The sequence below is a fragment of the Streptomyces sp. NPDC001373 genome (assembly GCF_042895815.1).
In the GTDB taxonomy this organism is placed as follows: domain Bacteria; phylum Actinomycetota; class Actinomycetes; order Streptomycetales; family Streptomycetaceae; genus Streptomyces.
This window is the reverse complement of sequence record NZ_JBIAWQ010000010.1, coordinates 57,098-74,038: the sequence shown is the minus strand read 5'-3', so window position 1 is coordinate 74,038 and position 16,941 is coordinate 57,098. Positions and strand designations below refer to the sequence as shown.

The window sequence follows — 16,941 nt, the reverse complement described above, 5'->3', positions numbered from 1 at the left end:
GGACGGCCGCTGATCCCCGTGTTCATCGCCCGGCCCCGGCCCGGGCCCCCGTCTCCGCCGGCACCACGGGAGGCCCGGGCGGCACTCGACGAACCCCGTGTCGAACCCGCGTCACGGCCGCCCGCCCGCCGCCGCGGGGGTGCGCAGCCCGATGAACACCGGCTCCCGGCGCAGGGTGAAGCCCATCGACTCGTAGAGCCGGATCGCGTTCGTGTTGTCGGCGGCCGCGTGCAGGAACGGGACGTCCCCGCGCTCGCGGATCCCGGCCGCCACCGCCCGGACGAGCAGCGCGGCCAGGCCCTGGCCGCGGTGGTCCGGGTGGGTGCAGACCGCGCTGATCTCCGTCCAGCCCGGCGGCCGCATCCGCTCCCCGGCCATCGCCACCAGCCGGCCCCCGCGGCGGACGCCCAGATAGGCGCCCAGCTCGATGGTCCGGGGCAGGAAGGGGCCCGGCTCGGTCAGCCGCACCAGCGCCGTCATCTCCGCCACGTCGGCCGGCCCCAGCCGGACCACCTCCGGCGAGGTCCCGGCCCGTACCGCCCGCCCGTCCAGCTGCACGCCCGGAATGCACCGCACGGTCTCCCAGCCGGGCGGCGGGGTCGGCAGGCCGGTCAGCCACACCTCCCGGTCCGGCCCGGCCAGCGCGGCCAGGTCGGCCCAGGCGGCCGGGTCGGCCGGGTCGGCGACCGCCGCGAACGGGTTCGCCTCCGGCAGGTAGCGGGCGGCCCCGCGGCCGGAGTACTCGGCGAAGGCGCGGTGCGGGCCGGTCAGCGCGGCCCACACCGGGTTGTCGAGCGGGGCGGCGGGGTTCTCGGTGGACATGCGGTGCGGCATCCTTCCCTGGGGGCCGGCCGCCCCCGGGAGCCCCGCGCGGCGGCACGCGACGGCGGGCGACGGCGGCAGGGTATGCCCCCCGCAGCCCCCGGGAACAGCGAATTCGTGCGTGCGCCCTGCGCCCCGCTTCCCCCGCCGAGCCGGCCCCGCGCAACGATTCGCCGCACAGGGGGCAGAACGCGCAACGAATCGATGAGGCCAGCGCAACGCTGATGGCTTGTCCGGATCGAACGCCCGAACGTACCGTTTTACGACCCCCACCCCATCTGCCACAGAGGTTCGCCCATGCCCCCGCTGCGCACCGCACTCCTCCAGAGCTCCGGACGGCTCGGCGACACCGCCGAGAACCTGAAGCGGCTCGACGAGGCCGCGGCGCGCGCCGCACAGGGCGGGGCCGGGCTCCTCGTGACCTCGGAGATGTTCCTGACCGGCTACGCGCTGGAGGTCGGGGACATCGCGGGCCTGGCCGAGCCGGCCGACGGCGAGTCCGCCCACGCCATCGGGGGCATCGCCCGCCGCCACGGGGTCGCCGTCCTGTACGGCTACCCCGAGCGCGACGGCGACACCGTCTACAACTCGGCCCAGCTGATCGGCCCCGACGGGACCCGGCTGGCGAACTACCGCAAGACCCACCTGTTCGGGTGCTTCGAGCAGGAGGCCTTCACCCCGGGCGACACCCCCGTCGTCCAGGCCGACCTGCACGGCCTCCGCGTCGGCGTCATGATCTGCTACGACGTGGAGTTCCCCGAGAACGTGCGCGCCCACGCGCTGGCCGGGACCGACCTCCTCCTGGTCCCGACCGCGCAGATGCACCCGTTCCAGTTCGTCGCCGAACAGCTGGTCCCGGTACGGGCCTTCGAGAACCAGATGTACATCGCGTACGTCAACCGCACCGGCCCCGAGGGCGAGTTCGAGTTCGTCGGCCTCAGCTGCCTGGCCGGCCCGGACGGGGTCACCCGCACCCGCGCCGGCCGCGGCGAGGAGATGGTCCTCGGCGAGGTCGACCCCGAGCTCCTCACGGCCTCGCGCGAGACCAACCCGTACCTGCGCGACCGCCGCCCCGGGCTCTACGCCTCCCTCGTCTGAGGCCCGTCCGGCCCCTTTTCCACCACCCCGCCCGCCCCAGCCCCGCCTGCCCTGCCGCAAGGAGACGTACCCCCATGACGTCCACGGTGCCCACCACCGCCGTCCCGCACAGCGACGGTCAGCTGCCGATCACCATGTTCGGCCCGGACTTCCCGTACGCCTACGACGACTTCCTCGCCCACCCGGCGGGCCTGGGCCAGATACCGGCGACCGAGCACGGCACCGAGGTCGCCGTCATCGGCGGCGGCCTGTCCGGCATCATCTCCGCCTACGAGCTGATGAAGATGGGCCTCAAGCCCGTCGTCTACGAGGCAGACCAGATCGGCGGCCGCCTGCGCACCGTCGGCTTCGAGGGCCCGGGCACCGAGGGCCTCACGGCGGAGATGGGCGCCATGCGCTTCCCGCCCTCCTCCACGGCGCTCCAGCACTACATCGACCTGGTGGGCCTGCAGACCCAGCCCTTCCCGAACCCGCTCGCCGAGGCCACCCCCTCGACGGTCGTGGACCTCAAGGGCGAGACCCACTACGCCGAGACCATCGCCGACCTTCCGCAGATCTACCGGGACGTCGCCGCCGCGTGGAACGCCTGCCTCGACGAGGGCGCCGACTTCTCCGACATGAACCAGGCGATGCGCGAGCGGGACGTCCCTCGCATCCGCGAGATCTGGGCCAAGCTCGTCGAGAAGCTCGACAACCAGACCTTCTACGGCTTCCTGTGCGAGTCGGAGGCCTTCCAGTCCTTCCGCAAGCGCGAGATCTTCGGCCAGGTCGGCTTCGGCACCGGCGGCTGGGACACCGACTTCCCGAACTCCATCCTGGAGATCCTGCGCGTCGTCTACACCGAGGCCGACGACCACCACCGCGGCATCGTCGGCGGCTCGCAGCAGCTGCCGATGCGCCTGTGGGAGCGCGAGCCCGAGAAGATCGTCCACTGGGCCCAGGGCACCTCGCTGTCCTCCCTGCACGAGGGCACCCCGCGCCCGGCCGTGACCCGTCTGCACCGCACCGCGGGCAACCGCATCACGGTCACCGACGCCAACGGCGACATCCGCACCTACCGCGCCGCGATCTTCACCGCGCAGTCCTGGATGCTGCTGTCCAAGATCGCCTGTGACGACACGCTGTTCCCGATCGACCACTGGACGGCGATCGAGCGCACCCACTACATGGAGTCCAGCAAGCTCTTCATCCCCGTCGACCGGCCGTTCTGGCTGGACAAGGACGAGGAGACGGGCCGCGACGTCATGTCGATGACCCTGACCGACCGCATGACCCGCGGCACCTACCTGCTGGACAACGGCCCGGACCAGCCGGCCGTCATCTGCCTGTCGTACACCTGGTGCGACGACAGCCTGAAGTGGCTGCCGCTGTCCGCGAACGAGCGGATGGAGGTCATGCTGAAGTCCCTCGGCGAGATCTACCCCAAGGTCGACATCCGCCGCCACATCATCGGCAACCCGGTGACCGTGAGCTGGGAGAACGAGCCCTACTTCATGGGCGCGTTCAAGGCGAACCTGCCGGGCCACTACCGCTACCAGCGCCGCCTGTTCACCCACTTCATGCAGGACAGCCTTCCCGAGGACAAGCGCGGCATCTTCCTCGCGGGCGACGACATCTCCTGGACCGCGGGCTGGGCCGAGGGCGCCGTCCAGACCGCCCTGAACGCGGTCTGGGGCGTCATGCACCACCTCGGCGGCTCCACGGACGCCACCAACCCCGGCCCGGGCGACGTCTACGACGAGATCGCCCCGGTCGAACTCCCCGAGGACTAGTACCCGACGGGTACTCCCGGTTCCACGGCCACGGGCCGCCCCCGCGTTCACCACGCGGCGGCGGCCCGTCCCCTGCTTCCGGCCCCCCGCTTCCCGCCGACTCACACGGCCCGGGCCCAGAGCAGCCGCTGCCGCCGCCGGAACGCGGCGCGCAGCTCGCCGCGCTCCGGCCCGTGCGGCAGCCGCGGCGGCCGGTGTCCCAGTCCGAGGCCGCAGCCCGCGCAGAGGGTGTACACCCCGTGCCCGCTGCCGTCCCACTCCACCGTTCCCCGGTCCCGCTCGCACACGGGGCACACGCCGTTCCGGCCCTGGTGGCCCTCCGGGTCCCAGCGGCCGCGCATCAGCCGCGGCATCACCTCCGCGAGACGGCCCCCGGGGTGGAACTCCGGGTCCGGCCAGAACAGCCACTGCGCGGGCGGCGGCGGCTCCGGGCGGCGCACCCCGGCCCGCTTCTGGGCCCGTCGGCCCTCCTGCCACACCGTCTGGGTGTCCCGCCACACCCGGCGTGCCTCGTCCAGCTCCTCCACGGCCCGCACCAGCGACGCCGGGTCCTCGTCCAGGTCCCGGGGGATGCCGGCGCTGCGGCACAGGTGGTGGTAGGTGGCGTGGAAGCCGTACGGGCAGAACACCGTCAGGCAGGTGCGCAGCGCCGACAGCCGCCGGTGGGGCGGGCGCGAGGCGTCGTGCACCCGGAGCCGGTGCGTGGCGAAGCTGGGCATCCGCACAGCCTAGGAAGGGGTGGGCCCGGCCGCACCGGGGTTTCAGCCCGTCGGCGTCAGCAGGCAGCGGCCCACCAGGCCCACGCCCGCGTCGAGGGACTCCTGGAACTCCTCCGCCAGGTCGGGGGAGCGGCGCAGGGCCCACAGGAGGCGGGCCGCCGCCCAGGCACCCGTGCGGGCGCGCTCCAGGCTCCAGGAGCCCAGCAGGTGCGTCAGCGGGTCGGCGATCTCCAGCAGGTCCGGGCCCGGCATCAGGTCCTCCCGGATGCGCTCCTCCAGGGAGACCAGGGTGTCGCCGACGCGGTGGAAGTCGGCCTCCAGGGCCGCCGGGGCGCAGTCCAGCACCCGGCAGGTGGACACCACCGCCAGGGCCAGGTCGTGCCCGATGTGGGCGTTGATCCCGGCCAGGGCGTGCTGGAGCGGCCGTACCCCCGGGTGGCGGCGGTACTGGAGCAGGGGGCGCCAGCAGGCCGGCGCCCGGTCCGATTCCACCGCCGTCAGGTACCGCTCCGCGAACCGCACGCCGAGTGTCTCGGCCCGCCGGGGCTCGGGGAAGCCGCCGCGCTCGATCCGCTTGTGCAGGGTCTGCGTCACGGTCAGGTACACCCGGTTGAAGACGGCGACGCCGTCCTGCGCGGGCAGCCGCTCGTCGAGGACGCGCATCCGCGCGAGTACCGCTTCCATGACAGGCAGCGTCCCAGCCGGGGCGCCCGGCGCGGGGAACTTGGCCGCAGGCTTCCCCGGTTCGGGCGAAGCGCCGTCAACCCCGCTTGTCCCGGGGCTCCTCGGAGCCGTCGTAGGCCGAGGTGCCCGAGTCCAGCAGCGGCTCCTGCCGCTTGAGGTGCTCCGGCGCGAAGTGGCGCAGCGCGTGGTATCCGGTGATCACCACGATCGTGCCGAGCGCGATGCCGCCCAGCTCGAAGGTGTCGCTGAACCGCAGCGTGACGCCGCCGACGCCGATGATGATGCCCGCGGCGGCCGGCACCAGGTTCAGCGGATTGCTCAGGTCCACCCGCGCGTTCAGCCAGATCTGCGCGCCGAGCAGGCCGATCATGCCGTACAGGATCACGGTGATCCCGCCCAGCACCCCGCCGGGGATCGCGGCGACGACCGCGCCGAACTTCGGGCACAGGCCGAAGAGCAGCGCGAACCCGGCCGCCGCCCAGTAGGCCGCCGTGGAGTAGACCCGGGTGGCGGCCATGACGCCGATGTTCTCGGAGTACGTGGTGTTCGGCGGACCGCCGACCGCCGTGGACAGTATGGACGCCACGCCGTCGGCGGCGACGGCCGTGCCGAGCTCGTCGTCCAGCGGGTCGCCCGTCATCTCGCCGACGGCCTTGATGTGTCCCGTGTTCTCGGCGATGAGCGCGATCACCACCGGCAGCGCGATCAGGATCGCCGACCACTCGAAGGACGGCGCGTGGAACGTCGGCAGCCCGATCCAGTCGGCCTTGCCCACGCCGGAGAGGTCGAGCCGCCAGTGGTCCACGGCCTCGGCCCCGCCCGCCGGGGAGTGGATCTTCCCGAAGACCAGGTCGAGGACCCACGAGAGCGTGTACCCGAAGACCAGGCCCAGGAAGATCGCGATCCGCGACCAGAAGCCGCGCAGGCACACCACGGCCAGCCCGGTGAACAGCATGGTCAGCAGAGCCGTCCACTGGTCCTGCGGCCAGTACGTCGACGCCGTCACGGGAGCCAGGTTGAACCCGATCAGCATCACGACCGCGCCCGTCACCACCGGCGGCATCGCCGCGTGGATGATCCGCGCGCCGAACCGCCGCACGGCCAGACCCGCCAGGAACAGCACCACGCCGACCACGAACACCGCGCCCGTGACCACCGCGCTGTCCCCGCCGCCGGCCCGGATCGCCGCCGCGACGCCGACGAAGGCGAGCGAGCAGCCCAGGTACGAGGGGACCCGCCCGCGCGTGGCGAGCAGGAAGACGGCGGTGGCGACGCCCGACATCATGATGGCCAGGTTCGGGTCCAGGCCCATGAGGACCGGGGCGACGAAGCTCGCCCCGAACATCGCGACGACGTGCTGGGCGCCGAGCCCGGCGGTGCGCGGCCACGACAGCCGCTCGTCCGGCCGCACCACCGCGCCGGGGGCGGGGGTCCGCCCGTCTCCGTGCAGGGTCCAGCGCAGGCCGAAGCCCATGTTCCACCACTTCCGTTCCGCCGAGAGGTCAAGGATCATGACCGCAGGGCGGTCCGCCATATATTACGGCCGGATAGCAGCGGGTTCGTCCCGATTGGCGGTGCCCGCGGCGCCCGGTACGGGCCCCGGCCGCAGCACCGCCGCCCCCGCGACCAGCGCGCACGCCAGCAGCGTCACCAGGCCGAACGACCACACCAGCGAGGTCGCGTCCGCCACCGTACCGATCGCCGACGGGGCGATCAGCCCCGAGGTGTACGTGATCGTCGCGACCCCGGCGATGGCCTGCGCGGGGGCCGGTCCGCTGCGCGCCGCCGCCGCGAAGGCCAGCGGCACCACCACCGCGATGCCCAGCCCGATCATCCCGAACCCGGCCATGGCCGCCGCCGGCCGGTCGGCGGTCACCACCAGCAGCCCGCCCGCGGTGGCCAGCACACCGCCCGCCCGCACGGTGCGCACCGCCCCGAACCGGTCCACGACCCGGTCCCCGGCCAGCCGGGCCACGGCCATGGTCAGCGCGAACGCCGTGGTGGAGGCGGCGGCCGCACCGGCCTCGGTGCCGAGCACGTCCCGCAGGAACACCGCCGACCAGTCCAGGCTCGCGCCCTCGGCGAAGACCGCGCAGAACCCCACGGCCCCGATCAGCACGGCGGCCTTCGGGGGCCGGGCGAAACGGGGCGGCGCCTGCGCCTCCGGCTCGCTGCGCAGGTCCAGCACCCCGCGGACGGCGACCAGGCCGGCCGCGGTCAGGACGAGGGCCGCGATCAGGTGGTGCAGCCGGGCGTCCGTCCCGGCGTGAGCGGCGACCGTGCCGGCGGCCGAACCGAGCAGGGCGCCCACGCTCCACATCCCGTGCAGCGAGGACATGATCGAGCGGCCGAGCCGGTTCTCGGTCTCCACTCCGAGCGCGTTCATGGCCACGTCCGACATGCCGGCGGCGGCCCCGTAGAAGAAGAGGGCGCAGCACAGGGTGGCCGGGTTCGGCGCCAGGCCCGGCAGGACCAGGGACAGGGTCCACAGCGCCAGCAGCCCGCGCAGCGCGGCGCGGGCACCGAAGCGGTGGTTGACCCGCCCGGCCAGCGGCATCGCGACGGCCGCGCCGAGCGCGGGGAAGGCGAGGGCCAGGCCCAGGGTGCCGGCGTCGATCCGGGCGTGCTCCTGGATCCAGGGGATGCGGGTGGCGAAGGAGCCGGTCACCGCGCCGTGGGCGCAGAAGACGGCGGCCATCGCGAAGCGGGCACGGCGCAGCCGCGCCGGGCCGGTGCCGGGTTCCCCGGCCGTCACGGTCGTCATGGAATGAAACTATCAGGGAGCCTGCCTGATAATTGAAGCCCTTCCCTAGGATGGGTCCCGTGACCCCTGTGAAGGCGATGTCCCCCGCCGCTTCCGCCCCCGCCGCTCCGGCCCCCTCGCCCGCCTCGCCGAGCACGGCCCGGGCCATGAACGACCGGCTCGCGCTCGAACTCCTCCAGGCGGAGGGGCCGCTGACGGCGACCCGGCTCAAGCAGCTGACGGGACTCTCCCGCCCCTCCGTCGCCGACCTGCTCGAACGGCTCGGCGCGGCCGGCCTGGTCGAGGTCGTGGGGGAGTCCGGAGCGGAGCGCCGCGGCCCCAACGCCCGCCTCTACGGGATCGTCGCCCGGCGGGCCCACCTGGCCGCCCTGGACGTCCGGACCGACAGCGCGACGGCAGTGGTCACGGACCTGCTCGGCCACCCGCTGGCCCGGGCGGAACTCCCCGTCGACGCGGCCGAGGAGGCCGTGGACCGGCTGGAGTCCCTGGCCCGGGAGGCCGGGGCCCAGGCGCTGCACACGGTGGTCGTCGGCGCGCCGGGCCTGGTCGCGCCGGCCACGGGCGAGCTGCGCGACAGCGGCGGCCTGCCCGCCTGGCACCGGGACCTGGTGGCCGCGCTCCAGCGGCGGCTGCCCGCCACGGTGGTGGTGGAGAACGAGACCAACCTCGCGGCCCTGGCCGAACAGCGCGTCGGCGTCGCCCGGGGCGTGGACTCCTTCGTGCTGCTGTGGCTCGGCGACGGGGTCGGGGCCGCGGTGGTGCTCGACGGGCGCCTGCGCAGAGGCGCCTCCGGAGGGGCGGGGGAGATCGGATTCCTGCCGGTGCCCGGGACCGCCGCGCTGCCCTCCGCCACCGACTGCGGCGGCGGCTTCCACGCCCTGGCCGGCCGTGCGGCGCTGGCCGCCCTGGCGGCGGGGCACGGCTTCGGCGGTCCGGTGGAGGAGGCCCTCGCGGGCGCCGCGGGGGAGGCCTTCCTGGAGGCGGTCGCCGAGCGGCTCGCCCTCGGGGCGGCGGCCGTCGCCTCGGTCCTGGACCCGGGCTGCGTGGTCCTCGGCGGGGCGCTCGGCCGGGCGGGCGGCGAGGACCTGGCCGCGCGGGTGGCCCGCCGCCTGGCCGCCCTCAGCCCCGTCCCGACCGGGGTCCGCGCCACGACCCTCGGCGACCCGGCGGTCCTGGAGGGCGCCCGCCTCGCCGCCCGCGAAGCCGCCCAGGCGGAGTTGTTCGGCTGACCGCCCCGGGTGCCCGTTCCGCCCCCGGCCACCGCTGGGAGGTGCCGGGCGCCCCCGGCGGGCTCCGCCCCCGGCCCCCCGCGCCCTCGAACGCCGGCGGGGCTGGATCGCGGCGCGCCTGGTCCGTCGCCTGCGGCTGGATCTCGCGCAGCGGAATCCCGGCCCGCGCGGCGTTCGAGCGCAACGGGGTCCGGCGCCGAGCCCCGGGGAACGGGGGAAGGGCGGGCCGGGGACGGCTCGGCGCAGCGGCACCCCGCCCCGCCGGACGGCTACCCCCGCCGCGCGAGGAACTCCCCGAAGGTGATCCGGCCGACCGCACGGTCCGGGGCCAGGATCCCGCCCCGCCGGAACGCCCCGTACGAACGGCCCGCCAGCGGCACCCCCACCACCCGCCGCCGGCTGCCCGCCGCCGCGAGGTACACGCGGCCCCAGTCCTCCAGGGTCCGCGCCTCCGGCCCGCCCATGTCCGCCACCCGCCCCGCCGCCTCCGGCCCCGCCAGCTCCGCGAGCCGGTCCGCGACCTCCTCCACGGCGATCGGCTGCACCCGTACGCCCCTGGGCAGCGGCACCACCGGCAGCGGGAGCCGCGCCGCCGCCCCCGCCACCTGGGCCACCAGGTCGTGGAACTGGGTGGTCCGCAGGATCGTCACGCCGAGCCCGGACTCCTCCAGGAGCCGCTCCACCCGCAGTTTCGTCCGGTAGTAGCCGAACGGCACCACGTCCACCCCGACGATCGAGATGTAGACGAGGTTCGTGACGGTCCCGGCGCTCCGGACCGCGTCGATCAGGTGCCCGGCGGCCACGTCGTCGCCCCCGCGCGGCGAGCTGGCGCAGTGGACCACCACCTGAACCCCCGCCAGCGCCGCGTCCAGCCCGCTGCCGTCGCGCAGGTCGACCGGGTACGCGGCGGAGGACCGGCTCAGCGCCCGGACCTCGTGGCCCTGGTCGCGCAGCATGGTGACGACCAGGGCTCCGAGATTGCCGGTGCCGCCGGTCACGAGGATCGTGCTCATCGTGCAGGTGTCCTTTCGCGGGGGAGTGCCTTCCCCCACAGGACAGCCGGGGCCGCCGGAATGTGACACCGGCACGCGGGAGGGGCCGCGGACGTGCGGGGACCCGGTGGCCGCCGGGGCCACCGGGTCCTCACGTTCTGTTCACCCGCCGGGTGTCAGCAGGCGCCCAGGTCCTGCCAGACGCCCCACTGGCCGGTGGTGCCGGGCTCCTCGTTCTGCGTCCACCACTGGGCCTTCCAGTTGCGGCCCTTGTGCGAGACGACCGTCCCGCCGTTGTAGACCGTGCCCGCCACGTACGCCGGGTTGGTGCAGGCCCCGCCCGGGGGCGTGGTCGGTGTCGTCGGGGGAGTGGTGGGCGGGGTGGTGGGAGGCGCGGTCGGCGGGGTGGTCGGCGGCTGGCTGCCGCCCGGCTCCGTCACCGTGGCGCCGCGCGCGAGGTCGCCGGCGAGCGCGTAGGTCGTGCCGGAGATGTTCACCGTCCAGTTGGAGGGGGTGGACACCGGCAGGTAGTAGTTGAACGCCAGGTCGACCGTGGCGCCGGGGGCCAGGGACTGCCAGGCCGGGAGCTTCAGCGAGACCCGCTGGAAGTCGCCCTTCAGGCCGCCGAGGTTGCTGCCGGTGTGCCCGCTGCTGATCACCTTGGTGCCGAAGCCGGACTGGTCGGAGGCGTTGTCCGGGGCCGAGGTGCCGTAGTCGAACCGGAACTCGGTGCCGCCGGGCAGGGCGGTCCTCGTGTTGTTGGTGATCTTCAGCTTCGGAGTGATCGGGTAGTTGGAGTCACCCAGCTTGAAGTCGGTGAACTCCGTCTTGATGTCCACCGCCTGGGCGGGCAGCGCGCTCCCGGCCTTCCTGGCGCCGTAGGGGGAGGCCGCCTTGAACTTGTCGTACATCAGGGAGGTGAGCGTGTCGCCCATCTCGTACTGGCCCTTGGCCGCGTTGTACGCGTAGTCGCCCGCCAGCTCCCAGACCATCGTGCCGCCGATGCCCTTGTCCACGACGTAGTCGGCCTTGGCGGCGACGGACTGCTCGTCCTCCGTCGACAGGAAGACCTTCTTCTGCGCGTTCCACAGCCACGGCGCCACCAGCGTGGAGTCGTACTTGCGGGCGTAGGTGCCGGTCAGCGTGGTGTTCGCGGGGAAGCCGTACGTGGTGACGTAGTCGCCGACGACGCCCTTCTCCAGGTTCTTCGCGTGCCACATCGGGTTCGAGCCCGCCGGGGACTCGACCCCGTTGGTGTCGAGGTCGTGCCAGAGGTTGTCGATGCCGACGGCGCCGTCACCGCACTTGGTCAGGCCGGCGCCCGCCGGGCAGCTGGTGGCAGGGGCCTTGCCCCACAGGCCGTCGGTGCCGCCCTGTACGTTCTTGAAGCCGCGGGTGTAGTACGGCAGGCCGATGTTGATCCGGCCCGACGGCATCGAACCGCGGAAGTAGTGGTAGGCCCAGTCGGTGTTGAGGTAGCCGACGCCGCCGTACTGGGAGGTGGAGTAGACGCCCGCGGCCGCCAGCTCGGCGTCCTTGCCGTCGTCGAAGAGGGAGGCGTTGGGACCGACGTACTCGTTCCAGGCGCCGTGCAGGTCGTAGGACATGATGTTGACGTAGTCCAGGTACTTCTGCATCTGGAACGTCTCCATGCCCCGCAGCAGGTAGCCGGAGGAGGGAGCGGCGACGGAGAGCAGGTAGTGCCTGCCGTCGGCGGCGCCCGCGCGGTCGAGCTTCTCGCGCAGCGACTTCATCAGGACCGCGTAGCCCTGGACCAGGCCGGCGCGGCGGGCGTTGGACAGCTGCCAGTCCAGCGGGTTGCCCGCGTCCTTCATGGTCGTCGGGTACTCGTAGTCGATGTCGACGCCGTTGAAGCCGTACGTGCGGATGAACTCCACCGAGGAGTCCGCGAAGGTGTCGATGCCCGCCTGGTTGACGGAGCCGTCGGCGTTGGTGGCCATGGAGTAGAAGCCGCCGGAGGCCACGCGGTTGCCGTCGTCGCCGAAGTAGCCGCCGGTCTCGGCCCAGCCGCCGACCGAGATCAGCGTCTTCACGTTCGGGTACTGCTTCTTGAACTTGTTCAGCAGGTTGAAGTGGCCCTTGTAGGGGAGGGCCGGATCCATCTCGGCGCCGGCGACCCCCGGCCAGGTCATCCCGGTGGCGGCGTTGTTCGGGCCGTCCGAGCCCACCGAGATCCTGTTGTCGGAGCCGACGTGGGCGAAGGCGTAGTTCAGGTGGGTGACCTTGGACCACGGGACGTTGTTGGCGAGGTAGGCGGGGGTGCCGTCCTTGCCCGTGCGCCAGCCGGTGAAGTAGCCGATGACGCGGCGCTGGTGGTCCGCGCCCATCTTCTCGCGGCCTTCGGAGTCGTAGACGGAGCAGTAGGGGACGTCCACTCCGGGCGTCTTGTAGAGCCCGTCGGGGCGACAGCCCTCGCCCCCGGACTCCGTCTGGGGGGACCTCCAGGCGGCGTGCGAAAAGCCCGTCGTCAATGCGGGCAGGAGCAGTCCGGCGATGGCGGCGCCGGATGCCAGGAGCATCGCTCTCGTACGTGTGGGGGACGGCATGGTGCCTCCTGGGGAGGGGAGGATGGCAGGGCCAAATGCGGCAACAGGCGGAAACGTGGCGTTGGTTGGCCCGTGACGTGCGCACGTCGGCAGGCCGGCTCCCGGGAAGATGAAGGGAACGTTAAGAGGACTAGACCAACCCGTCAATAGGTCTGGACCAACCCTGGATTCGAGGGGTCCCGGACGCCGCCGCCGCCACAGGGACGCTCAAGGACGGCTCCCTTGTGAGCCAGGCCACAGCGCTTCACCCGCATGGCCGCCGATCCCCCGTGGCACACTGGCCCTAGTACCAGTAGCAGCGCACTCCGGGGTCGGTGTAATTCCGAACCGGCGGTATAGTCCGCGACCCGTCCGCAGCCAGCGGCCGGTTGACCAGGTGAAATTCCTGGACCGACGGTTAAAGTCCGGATGGGAGGCAGTGCGCGGCGGGCAGTCACCGGTACGCCGCCGTCGGCGGTCCACCACCGTATCCCAGGGATACGTGTCGGACGGGCCGTTTTTCCGATCCCGGCGTTCCCGCGTGTGCTCTCCCGCTTCATCTGTCGTATCCCGACAGGCCCCGGAGTCCGTGCCCGACGAGGCAGGAGGACCCGGTGGCGACACACGCCGCGCAGGCAGCACCCGACCCGAGCGTCACCGCGATGCGCCGGGCCATCGAGCTGGCCTCCCGCGGACTCGGCTCCACCAGCCCCAACCCGGTCGTCGGCTGCGTCATCACCGACCCCGCGGGCGCCGTCGTCGGCGAGGGCTGGCACCAGCGGGCCGGCGGCCCGCACGCCGAGGTCCACGCCCTGCGCGCGGCCGGAGACGCCGCCCGCGGCGCCACCGCCTACGTCACCCTCGAACCCTGCAACCACACCGGCCGCACCGGCCCCTGCGCGCAGGCGCTCGTCGACGCCGGGATCGCCCGCGTGGTCTACGCCGTCTCCGACCCGAACCCGCAGGCCAGCGGCGGCGGCGCCACCCTGCGCGCCGCCGGGATCCCCGCGGAGGCGGGCCTGCTGGCCGACGAGGCCGAGCAGGGCAACGCCGCCTGGCTCACCTCCGTCCGCCTGGGCCGCCCCCACGTCACCTGGAAGTACGCCGCCACCCTCGACGGCCGCAGCGCCGCCGAGGACGGCAGCAGCCGCTGGATCACCTCCGCCGAGTCCCGCGCCGACGTCCACCGGCTGCGCGCCGAGGCCGACGCCGTCCTCGTCGGCGGCGGCACCCTGCGCACCGACGACCCCCACCTCGCCGTCCGCGGGGTCGACGGGGCCGTCCAGCCGCTGCGCGTCGCCCTCGACACCCGCGCCGGCCTGGCCCCCACCGCCCGCATCCTCGACGACGCGGCCCCCACCCTGATCGTCACCGGCGAGGACGCCGACACCCGCCACCTGCCCGGCGCCGACATCCTGCGGCTGCCCCTGCACGACGGCCGCGTCCCCGTCCCGGGCCTGCTCGCCGAGCTGTACGCCCGCGGGGTGCGCTCCGTCCTCCTCGAAGGCGGACCCGCCCTCGCCGGAGCCTTCCTGGAGGCCGGCGCCGTCGACCGCGTCGTCGGCTACATCGCCCCGGCCCTCCTCGGCGCCGGCCCCGCCGCCCTCGCCGGCGCCGGCATCACGAACATCGCCCACGCCGTACGCCTCGAGATCACCGAGGCCGTCCGCGTCGGCACCGATCTGCGCATCACCGCCGTCCCCTCCAACGCCCCCAAGGAGCACTGAGTGTTCACCGGAATCGTCGAAGAACTGGGCGAGGTCACCGCCGTCGAGCAGCTCGCCGAGGCCTCCCGCTTCCGCCTGCGCGGCCCGGTCGTCACCGAGGGCGCCAAGCACGGCGACTCGATCGCCGTCAACGGCGTCTGCCTGACCGTCGTGGAGACCGCCGACGGCGAGTTCACCGCCGACGTCATGCAGGAGACCCTCAACCGCTCCAGCCTCGGCGCCCTGGGCGCGGGCTCGCGGGTCAACCTGGAGCGCCCCATGGCCCTCGGCGGCCGTCTCGGCGGTCACCTGGTCCAGGGGCACGTCGACGGCACCGGCGAGATCCTCTCCCGGACCCCCTCCGAGCACTGGGAGCTCGTCAAGGTCGCGCTCCCCCCGCACCTCGCCCGGTACGTCGTGGAGAAGGGCTCCATCACGGTGGACGGCGTCAGCCTCACCGTCGTCGAGGCCGCCGCCGACCACTTCACCATCAGCCTCATCCCCACCACCCTCGCGCTGACCACCCTGGGCATCAAGCAGCCCGGTGACCCGGTCAACCTCGAGGTCGACGTCCTCGCCAAGTACGTCGAGCGGCTGCTCGCCGCCGGCGTGAACCCGCTGCACGCCGAGGAGGGGCGGAAGTGAGCGCCCTGACCTGGCTGAACTCCGAGGCCTTCACCGCCTTCGGCCAGAAGATCATCTGGTCCGACGCCATCGGCAACACCATGGGCCTGGCCGCCCTCGCCCTCGGCTGGCGGCGCTCCATCTGGACCTGGCCGACCCAGTTCCTCTCCGGGGCCGTCCTCTTCGTCGCCTTCGCCGCCGGCCACCTCTCCGGCAACGCCGGCAAGCAGGTCGTCGTCATGCTCGTCGCCCTGTGGGGCTGGGCCCAGTGGACCCGCGGCAAGCGGCAGGCCCAGGACGCCTCCCTCGCCGTCCGCTTCGCCACCTGGCGCGAGCGCGGCCTGCTGCTTGGCGCCGCCGCCGTCGGCACCCTCGCCGTCACCGGGCTCTTCACCCTCTACCCGTGGATGTCCTGGAACCCGCTCCCGGACGCCTACATCTTCGTCGGCACGATCGTCGCCATGTACGCCCAGGCCAAGGGCCTGGTCGAGTTCTGGTTCGCCTGGCTGCTCGTCGACGCCGTCGGCGTCCCCCTCGCCTTCACCAGCGGCTACGCCTTCTCCGCGTTCGTCTACGTGATCTACGGAGCCCTCGTGCTCTGGGGTGCCCACGACTGGTACCAGCGCTCGCGCACCAACCCCGCCCCGGCCCTCGAAGGAGCAACGGCATGACCCCCGTCCTCAAGCCCGTGCCCGACCAGGCCGACTCCTACGCCGAGGAGTCCTTCCGCCTCGACCCCGTCGAGCAGGCCATCCGCGACATCGCCGCCGGCCGCCCCGTCGTGGTCGTCGACGACGAGGACCGCGAGAACGAGGGCGACCTCGTCATCGCCGCCGAGAAGGCCACCCCCGAGATCATCGCGTTCATGATGAGCGAGTGCCGGGGCCTGATCTGCGCACCGATGGAGGGCCCCGAGCTGGAGCGCCTGGAGCTCCCCCAGATGGTCCGCGACAACACCGAGTCGATGAAGACCGCCTTCACCGTCTCCGTCGACGCGAGCGCCGCCCACGGCGTCACCACCGGCATCTCCGCCGCCGACCGCGCCACCACCCTGCGCCTCCTCGCCGGCGGCACCTCCGAGGCCGGCGACTTCGTCCGCCCCGGCCACGTCTTCCCGCTGCGCGCCAAGCCCGGCGGCGTCCTGGTCCGCAACGGCCACACCGAGGCCGCCGTCGACCTCGCCCGCCTCGCGGGCCTGCGCCCCGCCGGCGCCATCGTGGAGATCGCCGGCGAGGACGGGGTCATGCTGCGGCTCCCCGAGCTGATCCCCTTCGCCCGCAAGCACGGGCTGACGATCATCTCCATCGAGGACCTGATCGCCTACCGCCGCTCCGCCGAGCCCACCGTCCGCCGCGAGGCCGAGGTCAGCCTGCCGACCGCCGCCGGCGAGTTCACGGCGTACGGCTACCGCTCCACCGTCGACGGCGTCGAGCACGTCGCCCTCGTCCACGGCGAGATCGGCGACGGCCGCGACGTCCTCGTCCGGATGCACTCCGAATGCCTGACCGGCGACATCTTCCAGTCCCAGCGCTGCGACTGCGGCCCCCAGCTCCAGGCCGCGATGGCCCGGGTCCAGGCCGAGGGCCGCGGGGTCATCGTCTACCTGCGCGGGCACGAGGGCCGCGGCATCGGACTCCTGTCCAAGATGCGCGCCTACGAGCTCCAGGAGCGCGGCCGCGACACCCTGGACGCCAACCTGGAGCTGGGCCTGCCCGCCGACGCCCGCGACTACGGCGCCGGCGCCCAGATCCTCGCCGACCTGGGCGTGCGCACCGTACGGCTGCTGACCAACAACCCCGACAAGGCCGACGCCCTGGAGAGCCACGGCATCTCCGTCGCCGACCGGGAGGCCATGCCGGTCGGCGCCGGCGAGCACAACCTGCGCTACCTGCGCACCAAGCGCGACCGGATGGGCCACGACCTCCCCTGGCTGGAGGGGGCCGTGCCCACCTCCGCCTGCGGGAACCAGTAGTCACCCCGCACCA

14 protein-coding genes and 1 riboswitch are annotated in these 16,941 nt (G+C 73.6%); of the genes, 7 read left to right on the top strand and 7 right to left on the bottom strand.

Annotated elements, in window-relative coordinates; all coding sequences use genetic code 11:
• Positions 1–111: 111 nt before the first annotated feature.
• Positions 112–822 carry a GNAT family N-acetyltransferase gene (locus ACFY15_RS22620; RefSeq protein ID WP_390688587.1) on the bottom strand — a complete coding sequence of 237 codons (711 nt, stop codon included), beginning with the start codon at positions 820–822 and terminating at the stop codon, positions 112–114.
• 297 nt (positions 823–1,119) lie between these two features.
• On the opposite strand from ACFY15_RS22620, the gene ACFY15_RS22615 reads away from it, so the two are divergent.
• Together ACFY15_RS22615 and ACFY15_RS22610 are read left to right on the top strand one after the other, a co-directional pair.
• On the top strand, positions 1,120–1,920 hold the full coding sequence (locus tag ACFY15_RS22615; protein WP_390825996.1) for a carbon-nitrogen hydrolase family protein: 801 nt from the start codon (positions 1,120–1,122) through the stop codon (positions 1,918–1,920).
• A gap of 74 nt (positions 1,921–1,994) precedes the next feature.
• Complete coding sequence (locus ACFY15_RS22610; protein ID WP_390688589.1) at positions 1,995–3,692, top strand: flavin monoamine oxidase family protein; 1,698 nt, start codon at positions 1,995–1,997, stop codon at positions 3,690–3,692.
• A gap of 101 nt (positions 3,693–3,793) precedes the next feature.
• On the opposite strand, the gene ACFY15_RS22605 is transcribed toward ACFY15_RS22610, so the two are convergent.
• From ACFY15_RS22605 to ACFY15_RS22590, 4 genes are all read right to left on the bottom strand, one after another.
• Entirely contained in the window at positions 3,794–4,411 is a 618-nt protein-coding gene (locus ACFY15_RS22605; protein ID WP_390825995.1) for a hypothetical protein, read from the bottom strand.
• Between the two features lie 42 nt (positions 4,412–4,453).
• A complete protein-coding gene (locus ACFY15_RS22600; RefSeq protein ID WP_390825994.1) occupies positions 4,454–5,095 on the bottom strand; it encodes a DUF5995 family protein in 642 nt (213 codons plus the stop codon).
• 76 nt (positions 5,096–5,171) lie between these two features.
• Complete coding sequence (locus tag ACFY15_RS22595) at positions 5,172–6,569, bottom strand: uracil-xanthine permease family protein (RefSeq protein WP_390688750.1); 1,398 nt, start codon at positions 6,567–6,569, stop codon at positions 5,172–5,174.
• Positions 6,570–6,632: 63 nt separating this feature from the next.
• A complete protein-coding gene (locus ACFY15_RS22590; RefSeq protein WP_390688592.1) occupies positions 6,633–7,859 on the bottom strand; it encodes an MFS transporter in 1,227 nt (408 codons plus the stop codon).
• Positions 7,860–7,936: 77 nt separating this feature from the next.
• On the opposite strand from ACFY15_RS22590, the gene ACFY15_RS22585 reads away from it, so the two are divergent.
• Complete coding sequence (locus ACFY15_RS22585; protein WP_390826036.1) at positions 7,937–9,088, top strand: ROK family transcriptional regulator; 1,152 nt, start codon at positions 7,937–7,939, stop codon at positions 9,086–9,088.
• 269 nt (positions 9,089–9,357) lie between these two features.
• On the opposite strand, the gene ACFY15_RS22580 is transcribed toward ACFY15_RS22585, so the two are convergent.
• Positions 9,358–10,101: an SDR family oxidoreductase gene (locus tag ACFY15_RS22580; RefSeq protein ID WP_390825993.1), complete on the bottom strand. Its 744-nt coding sequence runs from the start codon at positions 10,099–10,101 to the stop codon at positions 9,358–9,360.
• A gap of 155 nt (positions 10,102–10,256) precedes the next feature.
• Positions 10,257–12,647 (bottom strand): chitinase C-terminal domain-containing protein, encoded by a 2,391-nt coding sequence (locus ACFY15_RS22575; RefSeq protein WP_390825992.1) that lies wholly within the window; start codon positions 12,645–12,647, stop codon positions 10,257–10,259.
• Between the two features lie 296 nt (positions 12,648–12,943).
• Positions 12,944–13,073: riboswitch (FMN riboswitch) on the top strand.
• 215 nt (positions 13,074–13,288) lie between these two features.
• On the opposite strand from ACFY15_RS22575, the gene ribD reads away from it, so the two are divergent.
• The 4 genes from ribD to ACFY15_RS22555 are packed head-to-tail and all read left to right on the top strand — an operon-like array spanning position 13,289 to position 16,928.
• Entirely contained in the window at positions 13,289–14,353 is a 1,065-nt protein-coding gene (gene ribD, locus ACFY15_RS22570; RefSeq protein WP_390688752.1) for a bifunctional diaminohydroxyphosphoribosylaminopyrimidine deaminase/5-amino-6-(5-phosphoribosylamino)uracil reductase RibD, read from the top strand.
• Positions 14,354–14,977 (top strand): riboflavin synthase, encoded by a 624-nt coding sequence (locus tag ACFY15_RS22565; protein ID WP_390688595.1) that lies wholly within the window; start codon positions 14,354–14,356, stop codon positions 14,975–14,977.
• Positions 14,974–15,627 carry a nicotinamide riboside transporter PnuC gene (locus tag ACFY15_RS22560; RefSeq protein ID WP_390688596.1) on the top strand — a complete coding sequence of 218 codons (654 nt, stop codon included), beginning with the start codon at positions 14,974–14,976 and terminating at the stop codon, positions 15,625–15,627. The genes ACFY15_RS22565 and ACFY15_RS22560 overlap by 4 nt, the downstream gene beginning before the upstream one ends.
• Entirely contained in the window at positions 15,624–16,928 is a 1,305-nt protein-coding gene (locus ACFY15_RS22555) for a bifunctional 3,4-dihydroxy-2-butanone-4-phosphate synthase/GTP cyclohydrolase II (protein WP_390688597.1), read from the top strand. The genes ACFY15_RS22560 and ACFY15_RS22555 overlap by 4 nt, the downstream gene beginning before the upstream one ends.
• Positions 16,929–16,941: the final 13 nt, after the last annotated feature.